The sequence below is a fragment of the Sphingobacterium sp. ML3W genome (assembly GCF_000747525.1).
In the GTDB taxonomy this organism is placed as follows: domain Bacteria; phylum Bacteroidota; class Bacteroidia; order Sphingobacteriales; family Sphingobacteriaceae; genus Sphingobacterium.
In genome coordinates this window covers 4078988-4094898 of sequence record NZ_CP009278.1, presented here as the reverse complement: position 1 = coordinate 4094898, position 15911 = coordinate 4078988, and the positions used below count along the sequence as shown (strand labels likewise).

General features: G+C 38.1%; 19 protein-coding genes. 6 read left to right on the top strand and 13 right to left on the bottom strand.

Features of this window, described 5'->3' with window-relative positions; translation table 11 throughout:
* Window positions 1-7 precede the first annotated feature (7 nt).
* The 4 genes from KO02_RS17545 to KO02_RS17525 all read left to right on the top strand — a co-directional run bounded on the left by KO02_RS17545 (window position 8) and on the right by KO02_RS17525 (window position 4357).
* Window positions 8-1189, top strand: a complete 1182-nt coding sequence (locus tag KO02_RS17545; RefSeq protein ID WP_235212284.1) for a hypothetical protein — start codon at window positions 8-10, stop codon at window positions 1187-1189.
* Complete coding sequence (locus tag KO02_RS17540; protein WP_038700385.1) at window positions 1186-1908, top strand: PRTRC system protein B; 723 nt, start codon at window positions 1186-1188, stop codon at window positions 1906-1908. The genes KO02_RS17545 and KO02_RS17540 overlap by 4 nt, the downstream gene beginning before the upstream one ends.
* Entirely contained in the window at window positions 1908-2714 is an 807-nt protein-coding gene (locus tag KO02_RS17535; RefSeq protein ID WP_038700383.1) for a PRTRC system ThiF family protein, read from the top strand. The genes KO02_RS17540 and KO02_RS17535 overlap by 1 nt, the downstream gene beginning before the upstream one ends.
* A gap of 422 nt (window positions 2715-3136) precedes the next feature.
* On the top strand, window positions 3137-4357 hold the full coding sequence (locus tag KO02_RS17525; protein ID WP_038700379.1) for a serine hydrolase domain-containing protein: 1221 nt from the start codon (window positions 3137-3139) through the stop codon (window positions 4355-4357).
* 193 nt (window positions 4358-4550) lie between these two features.
* On the opposite strand, the gene KO02_RS17520 is transcribed toward KO02_RS17525, so the two are convergent.
* Complete coding sequence (locus tag KO02_RS17520; RefSeq protein ID WP_038700377.1) at window positions 4551-4943, bottom strand: response regulator transcription factor; 393 nt, start codon at window positions 4941-4943, stop codon at window positions 4551-4553.
* Between the two features lie 361 nt (window positions 4944-5304).
* On the opposite strand from KO02_RS17520, the gene KO02_RS17515 reads away from it, so the two are divergent.
* Window positions 5305-5829, top strand: coding sequence for a TetR/AcrR family transcriptional regulator (locus KO02_RS17515; RefSeq protein WP_038700375.1), 525 nt, complete (start codon window positions 5305-5307; stop codon window positions 5827-5829).
* Window positions 5830-5840: 11 nt separating this feature from the next.
* Window positions 5841-6251 carry a nuclear transport factor 2 family protein gene (locus KO02_RS17510; protein WP_038700373.1) on the top strand — a complete coding sequence of 137 codons (411 nt, stop codon included), beginning with the start codon at window positions 5841-5843 and terminating at the stop codon, window positions 6249-6251.
* Window positions 6252-6365: 114 nt separating this feature from the next.
* Here the strand turns inward: KO02_RS17510 and KO02_RS17505 are convergent, their stop codons facing one another.
* The 12 genes from KO02_RS17505 to KO02_RS17450 all read right to left on the bottom strand — a co-directional run bounded on the left by KO02_RS17505 (window position 6366) and on the right by KO02_RS17450 (window position 15907).
* On the bottom strand, window positions 6366-6647 hold the full coding sequence (locus KO02_RS17505) for a hypothetical protein (protein ID WP_038700371.1): 282 nt from the start codon (window positions 6645-6647) through the stop codon (window positions 6366-6368).
* A 110-nt stretch (window positions 6648-6757) separates the two neighbouring features.
* On the bottom strand, window positions 6758-7186 hold the full coding sequence (locus tag KO02_RS17500; RefSeq protein WP_038700368.1) for a DUF3872 domain-containing protein: 429 nt from the start codon (window positions 7184-7186) through the stop codon (window positions 6758-6760).
* An 11-nt stretch (window positions 7187-7197) separates the two neighbouring features.
* A complete protein-coding gene (locus KO02_RS17495) occupies window positions 7198-7758 on the bottom strand; it encodes a conjugal transfer protein TraO (protein ID WP_038700367.1) in 561 nt (186 codons plus the stop codon).
* Window positions 7759-7778: 20 nt separating this feature from the next.
* On the bottom strand, window positions 7779-8672 hold the full coding sequence (gene traN, locus KO02_RS17490; RefSeq protein ID WP_038702925.1) for a conjugative transposon protein TraN: 894 nt from the start codon (window positions 8670-8672) through the stop codon (window positions 7779-7781).
* A gap of 23 nt (window positions 8673-8695) precedes the next feature.
* Window positions 8696-10027 carry a conjugative transposon protein TraM gene (gene traM, locus KO02_RS17485; RefSeq protein ID WP_038700365.1) on the bottom strand — a complete coding sequence of 444 codons (1332 nt, stop codon included), beginning with the start codon at window positions 10025-10027 and terminating at the stop codon, window positions 8696-8698.
* A complete protein-coding gene (locus KO02_RS17480; RefSeq protein WP_038700363.1) occupies window positions 10014-10301 on the bottom strand; it encodes a hypothetical protein in 288 nt (95 codons plus the stop codon). The genes traM and KO02_RS17480 overlap by 14 nt, the downstream gene beginning before the upstream one ends.
* 20 nt (window positions 10302-10321) lie before the next feature.
* Window positions 10322-10759, bottom strand: a complete 438-nt coding sequence (locus KO02_RS17475; RefSeq protein WP_038700361.1) for a hypothetical protein — start codon at window positions 10757-10759, stop codon at window positions 10322-10324.
* Between the two features lie 11 nt (window positions 10760-10770).
* A complete protein-coding gene (traK, locus tag KO02_RS17470; RefSeq protein ID WP_038700359.1) occupies window positions 10771-11394 on the bottom strand; it encodes a conjugative transposon protein TraK in 624 nt (207 codons plus the stop codon).
* 21 nt (window positions 11395-11415) lie between these two features.
* The gene (traJ, locus tag KO02_RS17465) at window positions 11416-12411 is read right to left on the bottom strand and encodes a conjugative transposon protein TraJ (protein WP_038700357.1); all 996 of its coding nucleotides are present in this window, start codon (window positions 12409-12411) and stop codon (window positions 11416-11418) included.
* Between the two features lie 2 nt (window positions 12412-12413).
* On the bottom strand, window positions 12414-13046 hold the full coding sequence (locus KO02_RS17460) for a DUF4141 domain-containing protein (RefSeq protein WP_038700355.1): 633 nt from the start codon (window positions 13044-13046) through the stop codon (window positions 12414-12416).
* 27 nt (window positions 13047-13073) lie between these two features.
* The gene (locus KO02_RS17455; RefSeq protein WP_038700353.1) at window positions 13074-15578 is read right to left on the bottom strand and encodes a TraG family conjugative transposon ATPase; all 2505 of its coding nucleotides are present in this window, start codon (window positions 15576-15578) and stop codon (window positions 13074-13076) included.
* The gene (locus tag KO02_RS17450; RefSeq protein ID WP_038700351.1) at window positions 15575-15907 is read right to left on the bottom strand and encodes a DUF4133 domain-containing protein; all 333 of its coding nucleotides are present in this window, start codon (window positions 15905-15907) and stop codon (window positions 15575-15577) included. The genes KO02_RS17455 and KO02_RS17450 overlap by 4 nt, the downstream gene beginning before the upstream one ends.
* Window positions 15908-15911 lie beyond the last annotated feature (4 nt).

The window sequence follows — 15911 nt, the reverse complement described above, 5'->3', positions numbered from 1 at the left end:
TTATAAAATGATGAATTATGCGCAAACATATCATATCGGGAACAATCAGTCCACCCGAAAAAAAGCAACAAAGACAATTGTTCCAACAGTTGAACGAGTTCGCCAATTGGATGCAAAAAGCCAAAGACGCAAACGAAATTCGGAAAGACAAACGGAAATCTGTACCAACAGAAATGTTGCCAATGGTTTTCTAAGAACTTCTTTCCTGCCCAAACTGAGAGAAACCAAGACGGTACAGGCTTGTAAGAAAACAGCAAAAACGGAGAGGGATTTTTACAAGTCCCTTTCCCAACTTGCTGAGCATTACAAAATAAACCCAATACAGACCTCCGAATTTGAATATCCCTACAATATGGTATTGGCTCTATGGGATTTAGAAGAAAAGCTAAAACAACGTGTGCTGAATTGGGAAGAAATACGTTTGGTACAGGATAGTAAGAAAACCTACTTTATAAGCGAGGAAAAATACAACACAGGAACAACGCTTTATTATATTCCGATTGAATCTCTTTATCAAATGCTACACGACCCCAAGCGGAAAAAGAATGCACAATTGCTCATTTCCGTTTGCTCTTATCTGTACCACATTGCGGATGTTCCCTATTACAGACAGGAAGACAGCTATTTGTATTGGATGTACGAAATGCACAAAGATTGGGTGGAACAGGACGATGAAACGGAAGAAACCGAAGTGTACAATCGTGAATTTGCAAAAACGGAATTGATTGGCGATAGCATAGAACAAAAACTATTTAACCGTATCAACTTAAAGGTATTTCAACAGCGTTTAAATGCTTTTAAAAGCCTTGATACGTTTGACCACGATTGTTGGCAGATGGCTAGCAATGCTTTTGATTTATATACAGAGTATCCACAGGCAAGCATTTTCCGAAATGCACCGATTAATGAAGACCCCGAAAACGAAGAGGACGAAAACGAAAACGAAATCATTGCTATGGAAAAGTACATTTCTTTTATATCGCACACTAAAGGATGGTTATACGAGAGCATTTCCGACAGCATCAACAACGAGTTTAACGAGTACGGAGCAATGCAGGAACCGACCATTTGCAAACGCTTTGACGGAAATAATATAAACAATACGTGCCTCGATTTTGAGAACAGAATATTTGCCCTTTTAAACGATATATGTGACTTATTGTATAACTACGAAACATCAAGAAAATGAATAATACAAACGACATAACCACAAGTTTTGGGACATTATACCACCCTAAATCCGCTTTGGTATTCTATGAAACCAAAGGAGCGAATACAGATATATATGTAGAGTATTTTGATATGGATAAAAATGGCAATCCCATCAATGCCCACCCTTTGACCCAGCGAGAAGCAAATGTATTGGCAAGGGCATTACAGACTGAAAAGGACAAGGATAAAGCCTTTTTAAAATCCAATGGAATTTTTCCGACAAATATTCTGCACATTAATCCAAGTGAAAAAGGCACGGTACTATGGTACACTAAAGCACAAAGGCGACACCTGTATTTTGTCGACAGTCTTGACATCCCTAACGGATTAGCGTATGTACCGCCAATGATTTGGTATGCCAACAAAAATAGTCTATCGGTATTTGCATTGGCAAGCGATAGGCGACCAACCGAGAAAACTTCTTTATATTTTACTCCTTTTTTCAACATCTATGAAGATGGAAAAGTATGTATGGGTTCGGTCAATATCAACATTGAAAACTCCGCTTCGGTCGAGGAATTTATACAGGCTTGGGAAGACTATTTTTTCAATAGTTATTTCAGTCACTTATTGGGAAGAAACAGCCCTATAAAAGGCAATTGTGTAAAACTTTGGAAAGACCTGATTCAAACAGGCAAACCCTTCCCAAAAGAAGTATTGAAAAAGAATAACAAAACACTTAAAAATCTATTGTGATGAATACCGAGAAACTAAAAGTACATTTTACCGATAATTATCTGATAAGTCCCACCAATCCGATTTCGGTAAATCTTATTGGCGCAGGTGGTACAGGCTCAAAAGTATTGACCGCCTTAATGGAAATGAACCACAGTTTAATAGAATTGGGACACGCAGGTCTGCAAATCCGTCTTTGGGACGATGATATTGTAACCAATGCCAATTTAGGCAGACAACGTTTTGCAGAGTGTGAAACAGGATTGTACAAATCCGTTGCGCTCATAAACCGAGCAAACCGCTTTTCGGGTACAAATTGGAAAGCGGAAACCATTAAATTTGAAATGGACAGTTTAAGAAGACTGCCCGAATATGCACAGGCAACAATTTACATCACTTGTGTGGATAACGTAAAAGCGAGGTTTGGCGTTGCCGAAATACTAAAAGAAATCAGCAACAGCAGAAATTACAGAGATACACCCAAATATTGGTTGGACTTTGGAAATAGCCAACACACAGGGCAAGTACTTCTATCTACCATTGGAGCTATAAAACAACCCGATTCAGAGAAATACGAAACGGTTTCAAGCTTGCCATTTGTTACCGTCGAATTTGGCGAATTGCTTAAACAATCCGAGCAATCAGACGACACACCAAGTTGCAGTCTTGCCGAAGCATTGGAAAAACAGGATTTGTTTATTAATTCCTCTTTGACCCAAATGGGTTGCTCATTGTTATGGAGCTTATTCCGCAAGGGTATGACCCCATACAGGGGATTTTTTCACAATCTGAAAGATTTTAGTACCCAACCAATAAAAGTTGCCTGACCCAACCCCGATAACTATCGGGTCGGGTGGCAAAAAAGCAATTCCTTACTTCGATCAGAAACGCATTTTTGCATTTAATAGGTGCAATCCCTTTGCCAAAATGCACCACTCCATAATTCCCTTCCTTACATTTCATCAAACAGGTTGTGAGATATTTTCGTGGGATATTCAGTATCCCAATATTTGATTTTGGATCGACTTCTTTTCTTTCCAGATCTGCGACCAAAGAAAAGAAGCAAAAGAACGTCGCAATATTGATGATGGATTTTACCTGAATGCTCGTCAAAGTGACTTCTAATTCCTTAAGTTTGCATTTTAAAAAATGAACTCTAATTTCAAATTGTTTGTATTTGAATGTTACCTGCAAGCTTAAAGCAACTGCTGTAACAGAATAAAAAATCTATCGTCTTTAATTATAAAAAATGAAAAATATACTTTTAATTCTTATCTCTTCGACTCTGTTATTTTCTTGTAAAACTCTTCAGAAAAGTCGAAAAAATCATAGTACAATAAATGATACCCTAACCAAAAACTTAGAATTAGCTTATCAAATAGATGCAATTAAAGGTTTTTCCGTTTCTATAGTAAACGATAAAGGATTGATTTACGATAAAGGATTCGGATTTGCAGATATTGAGCAAAATAAAACATATACATCTAATACAACTCAAAACATTGCTTCAATATCTAAAACTTTGATAGGAATTTCGTTACTCAAAGCACAAGAATTTGGAAAGTTAAATCTTAACGACCCAATTAATAAATACTTACCTTTCAAGATTATCAATCCAAACCATCCAGAAGTTCCTATCCTAATTAAGCATTTAGCATATCACACCTCTTCAATTACTGACCTTGATGAAGTTTATGCAAAATCGTATGTTTTAATAAAAGACAAACACGATGAAAATGAAGGAGTTTACAATTATTTCAACAAACCAGAAACAAATATTGAATTACGTGAATTCATACAAAATAGTCTAACGGAAGATGGAAAGTGGTACCAAAAAAGTACGTTTTTAAACTCAAGACCTGGGGAAAAACGTGAATATTCAAATATTGCGGCGGCTCTTTGTGCTTTGGTCATAGAATCTGCAATTGGGCAAGATTATCACACGTTTACTCAAGACTATATTCTGAAGCCCTTGAAAATGAGTAATTCTGGTTGGACATCGATAGATATTGACCCAACAAAACGCTCAAGATTATTTGCATATAAAGGAAAAATGATAGCCGAATATTCCCTTATAACGTATGCAGATGGAGGATTTATCACATCGAGCAATGATTTGGGATTATTTTTATCCGAGCTAATAAAGGGATATGAAGGAAAAGGAAAATTGTTAAGTAAAGAAAGTTATAAAAAACTTTTTGAAAAGCAGCAATTTGTGAATAATGGAAAAACGGAAAATTATGGGGTTTTCATCGAATTTCGTGATGCTTTTTTTAAAATTGAAAATGAAATGATTGGTCATAATGGTTCTGATCCTGGGGTTTTCACTGCAATGTATTTTAACCCTACAAACAAAATAGGCAAAATAGTTTTAGTCAATACAGATACTGATTTTACGGATAATGTATGGCCCGAAATAGAGGAAATATGGAAATATTTATCAGATTATGAAAACATAATTAACAAATAAAAGCCGGCAGGTAGTATCGCATTGGAAAAATGACGGGTTAAATGACATCTTTTCTTTTCATATCTGAGACCAAGAAAAGAAGCAAAAGAACGTCGCTTGATTAGAACAGATATTTTACGTTATTATAATTGGGGCGTTACGTATTGACAAAATATTCTTCAGCGATTTTCACCACTCCCAAACCAAAATATATTTAGCCATTGGAGACACTCCCAATAGCTTTTCTAAAATCGTCTACATCGCTTCCAACAAGAAGATAACCAACACAACCAATTTCTAAAAGAGCTTTTACAATCTTTTCGTCGTCCGTATCACAATGAGCAATAAGTTTTATTGAAGGATATTGAGTTTTTAAACCATGAAGTTGAGCTAATACATTCTTATCGTAGAAATCAAGATCGATAATGCAAACCTGGGGGAGTGCTTTTAATTCAGATAATTGAACTATTCCGTCTTCAATATTCTCTGATAAAAAAAATATGTCAAACCCAGAAGTTAAGAGGTCTTTGCTAATCGCATCTATAATCGGACTTTTATCGTTGATAAATGCAATGCTAATGTGCTTGGTTATTCTTTCAGTGTCCATAGTGTCTTTTTTTAAAATGGTGGAGCACTGCGAAAAATTAAGGCGCAGGCCACTACACTTACCGACATTGAGGCACTGGTATACCCGACAACGAATAAGCGAGCGCCCACGCCTATGGCATGAGCGTTCTTTCTTATTGTCCCGTTGTCTTAAAAATTACCAGTTTTCAATGTGGGACTTAAAGTAAAAACACTTTAAGATTTTTTTCTATATGTTACCCACAAATATACTAAAGTCGCTCCAATACTTAAGGGTTACCAGAACAAAAGTTAGTTTACTTCCCCAAAATAAAATCAAAATACAGACAGACTTGTCTGTTTGTATTTAATTTTCTATTTTTGTAAAATAAATTAAAGAAAGTATGAGTTTTCCAAGAGCAAGAATAGTAGAAACTGCTTCCATTTTATTCCATCAACAAGGTTATAATAGTACAGGAATTAATCAAGTAATAAGTGAAGCTAAAGTTGCAAAAGCAAGTTTCTATCAGCATTTTAAGTCGAAAGACGACTTATGTATTGAGTTTCTAAACGTAAGACATAATTATTGGTTTGCTGAGCTATCCAATTTTATTTCAAAATCTAAAAATACTAAAGAAAAAACACTCTTAGCGTTCGATTTTATAACCTACATGAATAACAAGGAGAACTATAGAGGGTGTAGTTTTCTAAATATTCTATCTGAAATATCAAAAGAACAAGAAAAGATACTAACAGTTATTCAAGCACATAAAAGTGATTTAAGAAACTTCTTTCAGGAATTGATTAAAGATGAATTACTAGCAACTCATACCTATCTTCTTTTTGAAAGCTCTATCATAGAAAGTCAATTATTTAAATCAGATGAACTAGTCAATAAATCAAAATTGATAATAAATAACATAATCTAAAATTCAATAATATGGAACAAAAACACCCACTTCCTCCTTTTACTCTGGAAACAGCAAAGCAAAAAATTCAAATTGCAGAAGATGCCTGGAATTCTCAAAATCCCCAAAAGATATCTTTAGCTTATTCTATTGATAGTGAATGGAGAAATCGAAACTTATTTATTAATGGTCGTGAAGAAATTGTGAAATTCCTAACCGAAAAATGGCAGAAGGAATCAGATTACAAACTTAAAAAAGAATATTGGTCTCATTCTGAAAATAGAATTGCTGTTAGATTCGAATATGAATACAGAGATAAGAAAGGAAAATGGTTTAGAGCTTACGGAAATGAAAACTGGGAATTTGACGCAGATGGGTTAATGGTGAAAAGATTCGCTAGTATTAATGATCTTGAAATAAATGAAACCGAAAGATACTTGTAAAAACGTACTATAAAGACTAAAAGCCTAATCTTGCTTACAAGTCGGCTTTTAGTTTTTTTAATCTATTTCAATTTACTTTTAAACGTTATTTTGAATAGTAAGATAATACCATCGTTAAGTAGGTTGCTCTGTTTTTATTTCCTGATGCTCCTTCTCTTTCTTAATTTGGGAATAAGTCCAGAAACAAATAACACCCACAATAATCAACGCGTAAGCGAACCATTTGCCGACGCGCTCTATAAAACGGGTAAATACAGATGCTTCAAAGCTTGAAAATCCCTCGGCACCTACGGCGTTTCGCCTGTAAAATTTTCTACGGTTTATCCAATAAATAAGTCCTATCCCAATAACGGTAACAACAATACCAAATACTAATTGAGCTGTAACTGTATCCATATCCTTTAAGTTTTTAATCAAAGTAAATTTAAACAAAAACAGCTGAAAAAGGAATCTGAAAAGCAAAAAACCGACCTAAAAAGTCGGTTTTGTCTTTATTTTATTTACATTTAATCACTACTATTAAATTGAAAGCTCACTTGTTTTTCGTTTCCGAAATTGTCAGAAATCCATACCTCTAAGGATTGTGATACCGTGGACGTAGAAGTGTAATATATCCTGAATTGTTCCGTTGGCAGTCCATATAAATCGTTTGGTAAATACGGTGGTTCGTCATGATATGCCAAGGTTCCTTGTCCGTCAAACTGAAAGTACCGAAGATAGTATTGTGTGTTACTGTAGTTACCTGTTCGCAGTATAGTTATCCTGATCTCCACTGTGCTACCATTAGCAATTTCTTTGGGTACGGGCATTACTTTTACCTCAAATGGAAAATCGTTCTGTATTTCTAGTTCGTCTTTATTACAGGATATCAATGTAACCAAACTTATCAGGATTGCTAATAGCCCAATCTTGAATTTATTAAATATTGCTATCATTGTTTTATGTTTTAAAAGTTAAATCTTAATCCGACTCCTGCTGATGGTCGGAACTGTTGTAAATCTGTACCCCAAAATACTTTTGTACGCCCTTGTAGGAGTAGCACAAAACGATCAGATAGGTACATTTCAAAAGAGAGCCGTCCGCCTGCTCCATAGATGAAGTGATCTTCATTCAATATTTTAGCTCCATCATATAACATTGCTTCTCCACGGTTAATGCTTTCGTAACCGAATACGCCAGTTATTGCAGCATTCAGTGTAATGTTCTTACGGGCATCGCCCAAAAGAAAGAAGCTGTAGCCACCCTCTGCGGTGTAAGTTTCAACTGGTATGCTTAATTCTTTATAGTTGTGGAATTGCTGTGTGTATTCCAAAGCCCAAAGTTGGTAATTGCCATTCTTACCATTTACCGTCATTCCGATATTGATGTAATAATCGTCACCAATTCTATCAGCGGATAATATACCCGTATTTACTTCCAATCCTTTCTGTTTAGGTAGCATCCGTTGTGCCTGTGCCAATGTGATGCCCATTAAAATAAGCATCATTGTATAGATATACTTTTTCATATAATTACTTTAAAGGGTTATTAAAATTTCAAGTGCATATCGTTAATCAAACGAGCCTTAATCAGATCTGAATTCTCTATCTCAAGCGATTGATGTCTACCTCCATTCTTTTCGAAAATCTCAATCAGGAGCACCTTGTCATCGGCAATCGTAAACTGATCCAATAGAAATACGTTTTGATCGATTGTTTTTCCACCAATTTCATTCAATGGCTTGTAAGTACGTAGTGGAATTATTGGTCTTTCTTGTACTACCGTACGTTTGGCAACCTTTTTATCCACTATCTTGAAATTAATAAAGTCAATTTGGAAAGGAACATTGGTGCGATTTCCTAATTCCGTATGGAAGTAGTATTTTCCGTTATGAATGTAAATTCCTTTTAAGAGAAACTGAATGCCGAAACTTTTAGCCCCGATATGCTTTACAATACGTTTGTCTTCCTTGAATATTGTTTCCAAAAGCAAGCCTGCTAATGACGGTGAACTGCTACCTAACTCTTCGAAAAGAACATCGTTTCCATTGGCTTTGTCTACTTCCTTCTGCATTGTCAGTAGATTGTAGCTCAATGCCTCCGGATAGGAACTGTAATGTACATTAAAGCCGTAAAAGCGCCCATCATTTGTAATGACCGAAAAATTAGTTTCAGTCTCAAAATCCCTTACCGAAGCTTTTACACGCAATACATTTTCTGCATCTTCCGCTTTCCCTGCAATCAGGTAGTCACTTCCCAAGTCCACGTATCTTATAGCGGTCGGGAAAATTAGGTGCGAAGTTTTATCATAGGAAACTTCTAAACGATAGGGTTCAATCTTGCCCATTGCAAGTGGTGTTCTCATGCTGTTTTGCGCATAAGATTGTACGGCAAAGCCGAGTATCAGGGCAATTGCCCAAAAGGTTTTTAAATGATTTTTCATTGTTTTATTATTTGAGTTCAACATTATTTTTTAGATACAAGGATGACCTGATGTCCAGCCTTTAGAGTTACTTTCGGTGTTCTCACTTTTTTGGAAAAGTATCCTGAAATTCCCTGCACTACCCCACGGCTTAAATCAGCCGCAATCTGCTGTCCAGCTGAATTGGTCATCATTAAACTGGTTCCCGAAGTTTGGCTCATATTGCCTGCCATTTCAGTAAGGGCGTTCATTTCAGGCGAGTATGGTACATTCAATCCCTGCTGACCGTCCAAATCGTAAATGGTTATATCAATAGGGATGATATTGCCGTCCAATTCTATGGAAGTAACTTTAAGTTGCAAGCGCCCCGACTGAACCTTAGCGTTAGCTGTTAAAATGGTTCCTTTGGGGATCGTATGATTAGGAGTTTGGGCAGTTTCCAATAAACGTAAACGAACGCCACTTTCACCAATAATGGTTTGCGTTTCATGTACACAAGCTTTGATACTGTTTTTAGGTTGCATCACTTGTTGTGTTGAGCCAGCGGTATAGAAACCTCGGTTTCTGTTGTCACTCCAATTCGCTAAAAAGACACTGTCGGTAGGTTCACGGTACAAGGCTGATACGCTGTTCTTTCTTGCAGAGGTAAATGCCACAAATTGTTCCTTTTGTGTAGGAGGCGAAGTTTTCGGAGTAGTTGCAATGCTGGATGGTGCAGTTTCTGTTGTGTTGGTACCCGAAGGAAGGTATTTTGCTGCCATCTGGTAGGATTTTTCCATTAATACCAATTGGTCATCTACCGTTACACCCGTAGGTACATCCTTTTCCGCTAATTGCTCTTTTAATTCGTCCAATTGCTTACGGAGTTCTTGCGTTTCGGAATTTTCATCCTGATAAAAAGAACCTAAGGTACTTTGTACATTGCGATAACTATTCAAAGCGGGATTGCTGTTTCCACGGCTGTTCCCTCCATAGTTATAATTTTCTTCCTCTTCGGCAAACTGATTGGGTGTTTCCTCTTTTTCATCGGTAGTCCAATAATCTGAAAGGGATAATAGCGCATCCCGCTTTTCCTGGTCCTTACGTTCTAACATTTCCTGCTCGTACGCTTTGCTTTTATCGGCAGGCATTCCTGCACCGGTTGCTTGTGGTACAACATCGTTTAAACCAACGTTTTCGATTTCCTTTTTATCGGACGACGGTTTAAAAATCAGGTACATGCAACCAAGAAAAACGACACTCATCAAACCAAAGATCAGTGGTTTTTTAAGCTTTTCAATTTTGTTCTGTGTACTGCCTTGCAGTACATCAGCGGTTTCGTTTTGGTTACCTTCCGTTACCCGTACAACCGTTTTTTTGTTCTCATTTTCTTTCATAAATCTTATTTTTTAGGATTGTCTGTAATGTGTCCTGCAAGAGTGTAGGACTTTCTTTCATTTTGAGGACAGGGTTTTCAATATGCTCGATAACTATGCTGTTATCAGACTTAGCCGTATCGTACCATACTTTGAAAATGACCCCTGCGGTAAGCAGTAGGTACCCAGTAAAAAAGTATAGCGTGTACTTGTGTTGTTTTCCCACGGATAACGCTCTCCAACGTCCGTCCATTTTGGCAAACCACTTGTCCATATTTGTTCGCAATTTTCTCATAGTTTAATTATTAAGGGGCATTACATTCTAAATCCTCTTTTTCGAGGAGAAGACTGTGCTTTAGGCTTTTCGGTTACTTGGGCAATGGCCTCTTTTACTGTCGGAAACGAATTTGCAGTAAAATTTGTCAGTTTAGATTGCTTTAGCAATTGTCCATATCGGTCTGTTCTTTTTATATGCATTTCTGTATCCTGTAAATCGAATTTTCTGTTTTCATATTTTACCCACATATTACACTGAACGCTTGGCTTGTCTTCGCCATTCCATTCGAGGTAAGTAGATAAATACAGATGATTTTTTATTAATGGAGCTTCTTTTCCGTTGTTCCAAGCTTCCAAAAATTCGCTGATGCTGTCCTTTAACTTACCTGCACAACAGCTCTCCGTATGGAAATAACCGTCATATCCCTTATCAGTAAGGGTTTTGGCAAATTTGTCTAAATCAAATTTCTGTTCCATATCCTTAATTTTTAGCGTTCAATAACTTCTATATCCTTATTCTCTATCACTGCAAATCTTTCGATATTGAAGCCCTGTGGATTGTTGTCGGAACGGACGGAGTTGACCAGATAGCAGGTAGTGATCAGATTGCGTTTGGTTACATTGCTAGAACGGATAATGAATTGTTTGGCATAGGTTCGTACGGCATAAGGATAAGTGTCGAAATTGCATACCACGCTATCTACCTCAATGCGCTGTTGCACGTTCCCTGATATGATACGACCGTAATAGCCCTTTTCTGAAAGGTCTTTGTAGTAATCAAAGGCACTTTTATCAGCAAGATTGAATGCTCGTTTCATGTTGCTTTCGATAGCATTCTTATCGGGTGCAAGCGTAAAGAATAGTTCATGAAAACGTCTGACGTGTTCCCTTGCTTCTACGGGACGGTTGATGGACGCATCCTGTGAAAGTGCTAACATCAACGATTTACCATTGTCAAGTACATAGACTTTTTGGCGTTGTTCTTCTGCAAAGCGGTAGGAATTCCATACGGTATATCCTACCACGCTTATGCAGAGTACGGCAAATACAAGGGCATACAGCCTGATTTGGCGAAAACTGTTTTCGATATTTCTTAATGTTTTAAATTCCATTTTCTTGAATGATTTAATTGTTTATTTTCCCATTAATTTGCCTCCGATATTTCCTGCTGCCGAACCTGCTCCAGCACCAGCAATATTTCCTGATTTCATTGCAGTTTGGTTCACATTGCGGGTAAAGTTTCCAGCACCTCCAGCTTGAATAATCCAGCCTGTTACGGTCGGAATGGTAAAGTATCCCACAATGCCGATAATCATAAAGATGACGTAAACAGTATTTGAGGTATCGGGAATGAAAGTCGGATCGGCAAGCATCCCAATATCCCTTTCGATAATCAGGGTTTGTATCTTGGCAAGCATAGCACTGAATAAATCTGCTACAGGCAGCCATAAATAAACACTGACGTATCGAGTGAGCCACTGTGTAAGTGTCGATTGAAAACCATCCCATACCGATATGGCAAAGGCGATTGGTCCCAAAATGGACAGGACTATTAGAAAAAACGTCCGTATGGTATCAATGACTAGAGCTGCTGCTTGAAAAAGGATCTCCAATAGATTACGAAACCAATTCTTGACAGTTTGTTCTGTTTGATAAGAAAATCTATCCAAATACATTCCTGACATGGTGACCAAATCAGAGGGCGACCAGCCCAGTTCTTCTAATTTCCTATCGAACTCTTCGTTTGATATCAGATAGGCAGTTTCGGGGTCTCGCAACATAGCTTCTCGTTCGAGAATATCTTTTTTTGCTTGTAAATCGTTCAGATCAAGTACCTGATTTTCGAGGATGGAATGAGTACCTTGTACTACCGGACTTAATACGGCATTGATAGTTCCGAGCACAATAGTAGGAAAGAACATAATACAGATGCCCAAAGCAAAAGGACGAAGCAATGGGTACATATCAATAGGCTCTGCCCGACTTAATGCCTGCCATACTTTAATGGCGACGTAGAACAAAGCCCCTAAGCCCGCTATACCTTTAGCCACTGCCGCCATATCGGCGGACAGAGGGATCATCTCATCATACAATGAGCGTAGGACTTCGTGAAGGTTATTGAATTCCATAACTACCAGTATTTTTGATTGGAAGTTCCATAGAGTTCAAGTACTCTTTGGGTGTTGTTCTGTTTCTTTGCTCTAAGGATACTTACTGAAATGTTTTTACTGGTGTAGTAGTGTACCAGGCTGTGGTATTCCTTTACTTCCTTGTACACACGGTCAATAATATCCATTCGCTCTTTGTCGTTTAACGAAAGGCTCGACGAGCTTACAATCTGTTTGAGTTCTTTCAGTAGTTCCGTACATTCATTAAGCAACGCAGAGTAGCCATTGGCAATTGCCGCCAATTCTTGCGGAGAGAAATTCGGATCGTTCATCATCTTTCCGAAATTCTGTACATACATTTCGGACACGTCACCTACTAAGAGTACGGTTTGTTGTACTTTACGTGCATCTTTAACAAGGTTGTTCACGGCTTGCAACTTGTCGTAATATTCTTTCCCTTGTTTATATACCTTTTCGACCTCCTTAAAATTCTTCACTACGTTACTTACCGTGGAAGAGGTCTGGATGATTTCATTCGCAGAGTTGAGAATACCTGATGCTAAATTTGCAGGATCGGTAACTACAAACTGTGCTTTTGCTGATGGTGCTACGGCAAATAGGAATACCGCACACACCAAATACATGATTTTTTTCATTGTTTCTGAATTTTAAATTGTTAATGACTATTGATTTGCTTTATCACGTCGCTCGATGGCGATCCGTTTAATGGCGAGTTCTACATTGCCGTCTAGTTCTGATGCTAACTGCATCACTTCCATTTTCTCAGTTTCTTCGGTGGTATAGGCGAGATATTCTTCCGTACTAACCTCTGTCGCATACACCGCAGAATGCGTTCCACCCAATCCAATCCATACTTCCTTGTAAAGTCGTGAGGGATCGTTATTCATATTGATGGAAAGTACCTGTGCCTTTTCTTTTTCAGTTAAGCCGAGCATTGCTTGTATATCATCAAACTTGTTCATGTATTTGCGCTGATCGAGCAGGATTTTACAATCGGAGTTGTTGATGATACTTTCTTTTACAATGGGAGACTGGATGATGTCATCCACTTCCTGAGTTACCACGATGGCTTCGCCAAAAAACTTTCTAACGGTTTTAAAAAGGTACTTTATGTATTCTGCCATTCCTTCTTTTGCAATGGCCTTCCAAGCTTCTTCGATTAGGATGAGTTTACGGATACCTTTTAAGCGACGCATCTTATTGATGAAGACCTCCATAATGATGATGGTCACGATGGGGAATAGAATTTTATGATCCTTGATTGCATCAATCTCAAAAACGATGAAGCGTTTGGAAAGCAGGTCTAACTGTTTATCAGAATTGAGCAGATAATCGTACTCACCACCTTTGTAATAAGGCTCTAATACATTAAGGAAATTTGCAATGTCAAAGTCTTTCTCACGAACCTGTTTTTCTTCAAGTACCTTACGATAGTCGCCTTGTACATACTCATAGAAACCATTGAATGACGGAAAAATAGACTCCTGTCTAATGCGTTCAATGTAACCACTTACGGCATTGGAAAGGGCAACTTCTTCAGAGCGAGTCGGTGGTTCATCATCTCTTTTCCATAAGGTTAAGATGAGTGTTTTAACACTTTCCCGTTTCTCAATGTCGAACACTCCATCATCCGTATAAAAGGGGTTGAATGCAATTGGATTATCTTCGGTATAGGTGAAGTAAACCCCGTCTTCGCCTTTGGTTTTACCTTTGATGAGTTCACATAATCCTTGATACGAATTTCCTGTATCTACTAACAAGACGTGCGCACCTTGTTCATAATACTGACGCACCATGTGATTCGTGAAAAATGATTTTCCTGAACCTGACGGCCCCAATATAAACTTGTTGCGGTTCGTAATAATTCCACGCTTCATTGGTAAATCCGATATATCCAAATGGATGGGTTTCCCAGTTAATCGATCAGCCATCTTGATACCGAAAGGAGAGGGCGAGTTGTGGTAATTCGTTTCTTCGGTAAAGAAGCACAAAGCTGGTTCAATGAACGTATAGAAACTCTCTTCACTCGGAAAATCACCGGCATTGCCTGGCATTCCTGCCCAATATAAAGTGGCTACGTCAGTAGTGTTGTGTCTGGGTTTGCATTCCATCAATGCTAAAGCACTACCGCAATCGTTTTTTAGCTGTTTGAGTTCGTTCGGATCTTCCGACCAAGCCATGATATTGAAATGTGCTCGAATGGAAGAAAGACCAAACGAATGGGCTTCGTTCAGATACTTTTCTACCCACTCTTTGTTGATTTGGTTTGCTCGACTGTATCGAGCTAAAGAGTGCATATTCCTTGCGGATTTTTCAAACTTTTGTAGATTGGCTTCGCTGTTATCCAAGAATAAATATTGGTTATAAATGTGATTACAACTTAACAGCAATCCCACAGGAGCAGCGAACGACAAACGACAATCACTTCGATCAGTAGATAATTTTTCGTAACGGGTATCCGCTGATACTGTTCCAGGCAGGTCGTCCGTATCGGACAAGGTGTGCAAGCACAATCTTTTGTTTCCGATACGAACTTCTTCAGCTCCGAGTGCGATGTCCTGCATGGGTGTTCCTCCATCTCTTGACAAGGTGAGGTACTGTTCGAGTAATCCCTGTTTTTCATCCGTACCGATGATGTCGTCTTCGCTTAGACGTCGTAGTCTTATGAAACCACTATCATTCACGATACGTTCAAACTGCGCAACGGCTTCCATAAAATGGTGGATCGCTTCCTTATCTCTGATTTCCTTTGGTATCAGCGTACCTTTGCAAAGCGAAGAGAAATTGCTTTGCATCCGCATCCGATCTTTGGTGGTTTTGGTCAAGAACAAATAGCAATAATGGTTCAGAAAAGGGCGTTCGTTGAAATGTTGCTGGTAGGATTTACCTAAAAAGCTCAAACTATCACCAGCAATATCTGGCGCATAGTTTTCCTTGATATACCAGTCTTGTTTATGGATGACTGTATAATCAGGTAAAGTTTTGATCGCTTTATGCCAAGCGGAATGAATCGCTTCATATTCCGCTGAGGCTACCGTGAACAGTTCTGGTAAACGTACTTCAAAACAAGCGGTAATGTCTGCATCCTTGGACAGAATACAATTATTTTCTACTGCCAACAAAGGAAACTTATTTTCCAACGTAGTGGCTTTTGCTACATTTCTCATACGGCGGTTGATTTAGCGGTGAATTTTAAATAGCGGTGTACAGGCTTGCGACAGATGATGTAACGGGGGTGGCGTTTTATCGCACCGATTTTCATCAATCCGTGTTCCCCGTACTTTTGATTGAGTGAAAAGGTCTGCCATACAATTAGCGAAGCACCACCAATTCCTAAAAACAGACAGATGTAAGAATTAACCCCAGCCATGTAAAGTATCATGACTAGGATCAATGTCCCAAGTAATCCGCCAGCGAAGATGAATAGGTATTGTGCTTTCAACCCCTTAAATTCTACCGTTCTTCCAATGCCTTTGTTGATGTTGTAATTACTCATAGGG

What these genes read in the sequence shown, in the direction of transcription:
- KO02_RS17480 (WP_038700363.1), bottom strand. Translation starts at nt 10,301, where the DNA reads ATGAGAAAATTGCGAACAAATATGGACAAGTGGTTTGCCAAAATGGAC.
- traJ (WP_038700357.1), bottom strand. Translation starts at nt 12,411, where the DNA reads ATGGAATTCAATAACCTTCACGAAGTCCTACGCTCATTGTATGATGAG.
- KO02_RS17510 (WP_038700373.1), top strand. Translation starts at nt 5,841, where the DNA reads ATGGAACAAAAACACCCACTTCCTCCTTTTACTCTGGAAACAGCAAAG.
- KO02_RS17520 (WP_038700377.1), bottom strand. Translation starts at nt 4,943, where the DNA reads ATGGACACTGAAAGAATAACCAAGCACATTAGCATTGCATTTATCAAC.
- KO02_RS17525 (WP_038700379.1), top strand. Translation starts at nt 3,137, where the DNA reads ATGAAAAATATACTTTTAATTCTTATCTCTTCGACTCTGTTATTTTCT.
- traM (WP_038700365.1), bottom strand. Translation starts at nt 10,027, where the DNA reads ATGAAAGAAAATGAGAACAAAAAAACGGTTGTACGGGTAACGGAAGGT.
- KO02_RS17500 (WP_038700368.1), bottom strand. Translation starts at nt 7,186, where the DNA reads ATGATAGCAATATTTAATAAATTCAAGATTGGGCTATTAGCAATCCTG.
- KO02_RS17495 (WP_038700367.1), bottom strand. Translation starts at nt 7,758, where the DNA reads ATGAAAAAGTATATCTATACAATGATGCTTATTTTAATGGGCATCACA.
- traN (WP_038702925.1), bottom strand. Translation starts at nt 8,672, where the DNA reads ATGAAAAATCATTTAAAAACCTTTTGGGCAATTGCCCTGATACTCGGC.
- traK (WP_038700359.1), bottom strand. Translation starts at nt 11,394, where the DNA reads ATGGAATTTAAAACATTAAGAAATATCGAAAACAGTTTTCGCCAAATC.
- KO02_RS17475 (WP_038700361.1), bottom strand. Translation starts at nt 10,759, where the DNA reads ATGGAACAGAAATTTGATTTAGACAAATTTGCCAAAACCCTTACTGAT.
- KO02_RS17460 (WP_038700355.1), bottom strand. Translation starts at nt 13,046, where the DNA reads ATGAAAAAAATCATGTATTTGGTGTGTGCGGTATTCCTATTTGCCGTA.
- KO02_RS17540 (WP_038700385.1), top strand. Translation starts at nt 1,186, where the DNA reads ATGAATAATACAAACGACATAACCACAAGTTTTGGGACATTATACCAC.
- KO02_RS17455 (WP_038700353.1), bottom strand. Translation starts at nt 15,578, where the DNA reads ATGAGAAATGTAGCAAAAGCCACTACGTTGGAAAATAAGTTTCCTTTG.
- KO02_RS17515 (WP_038700375.1), top strand. Translation starts at nt 5,305, where the DNA reads ATGAGTTTTCCAAGAGCAAGAATAGTAGAAACTGCTTCCATTTTATTC.
- KO02_RS17450 (WP_038700351.1), bottom strand. Translation starts at nt 15,907, where the DNA reads ATGAGTAATTACAACATCAACAAAGGCATTGGAAGAACGGTAGAATTT.
- KO02_RS17505 (WP_038700371.1), bottom strand. Translation starts at nt 6,647, where the DNA reads ATGGATACAGTTACAGCTCAATTAGTATTTGGTATTGTTGTTACCGTT.
- KO02_RS17545 (WP_235212284.1), top strand. Translation starts at nt 8, where the DNA reads ATGATGAATTATGCGCAAACATATCATATCGGGAACAATCAGTCCACC.
- KO02_RS17535 (WP_038700383.1), top strand. Translation starts at nt 1,908, where the DNA reads ATGAATACCGAGAAACTAAAAGTACATTTTACCGATAATTATCTGATA.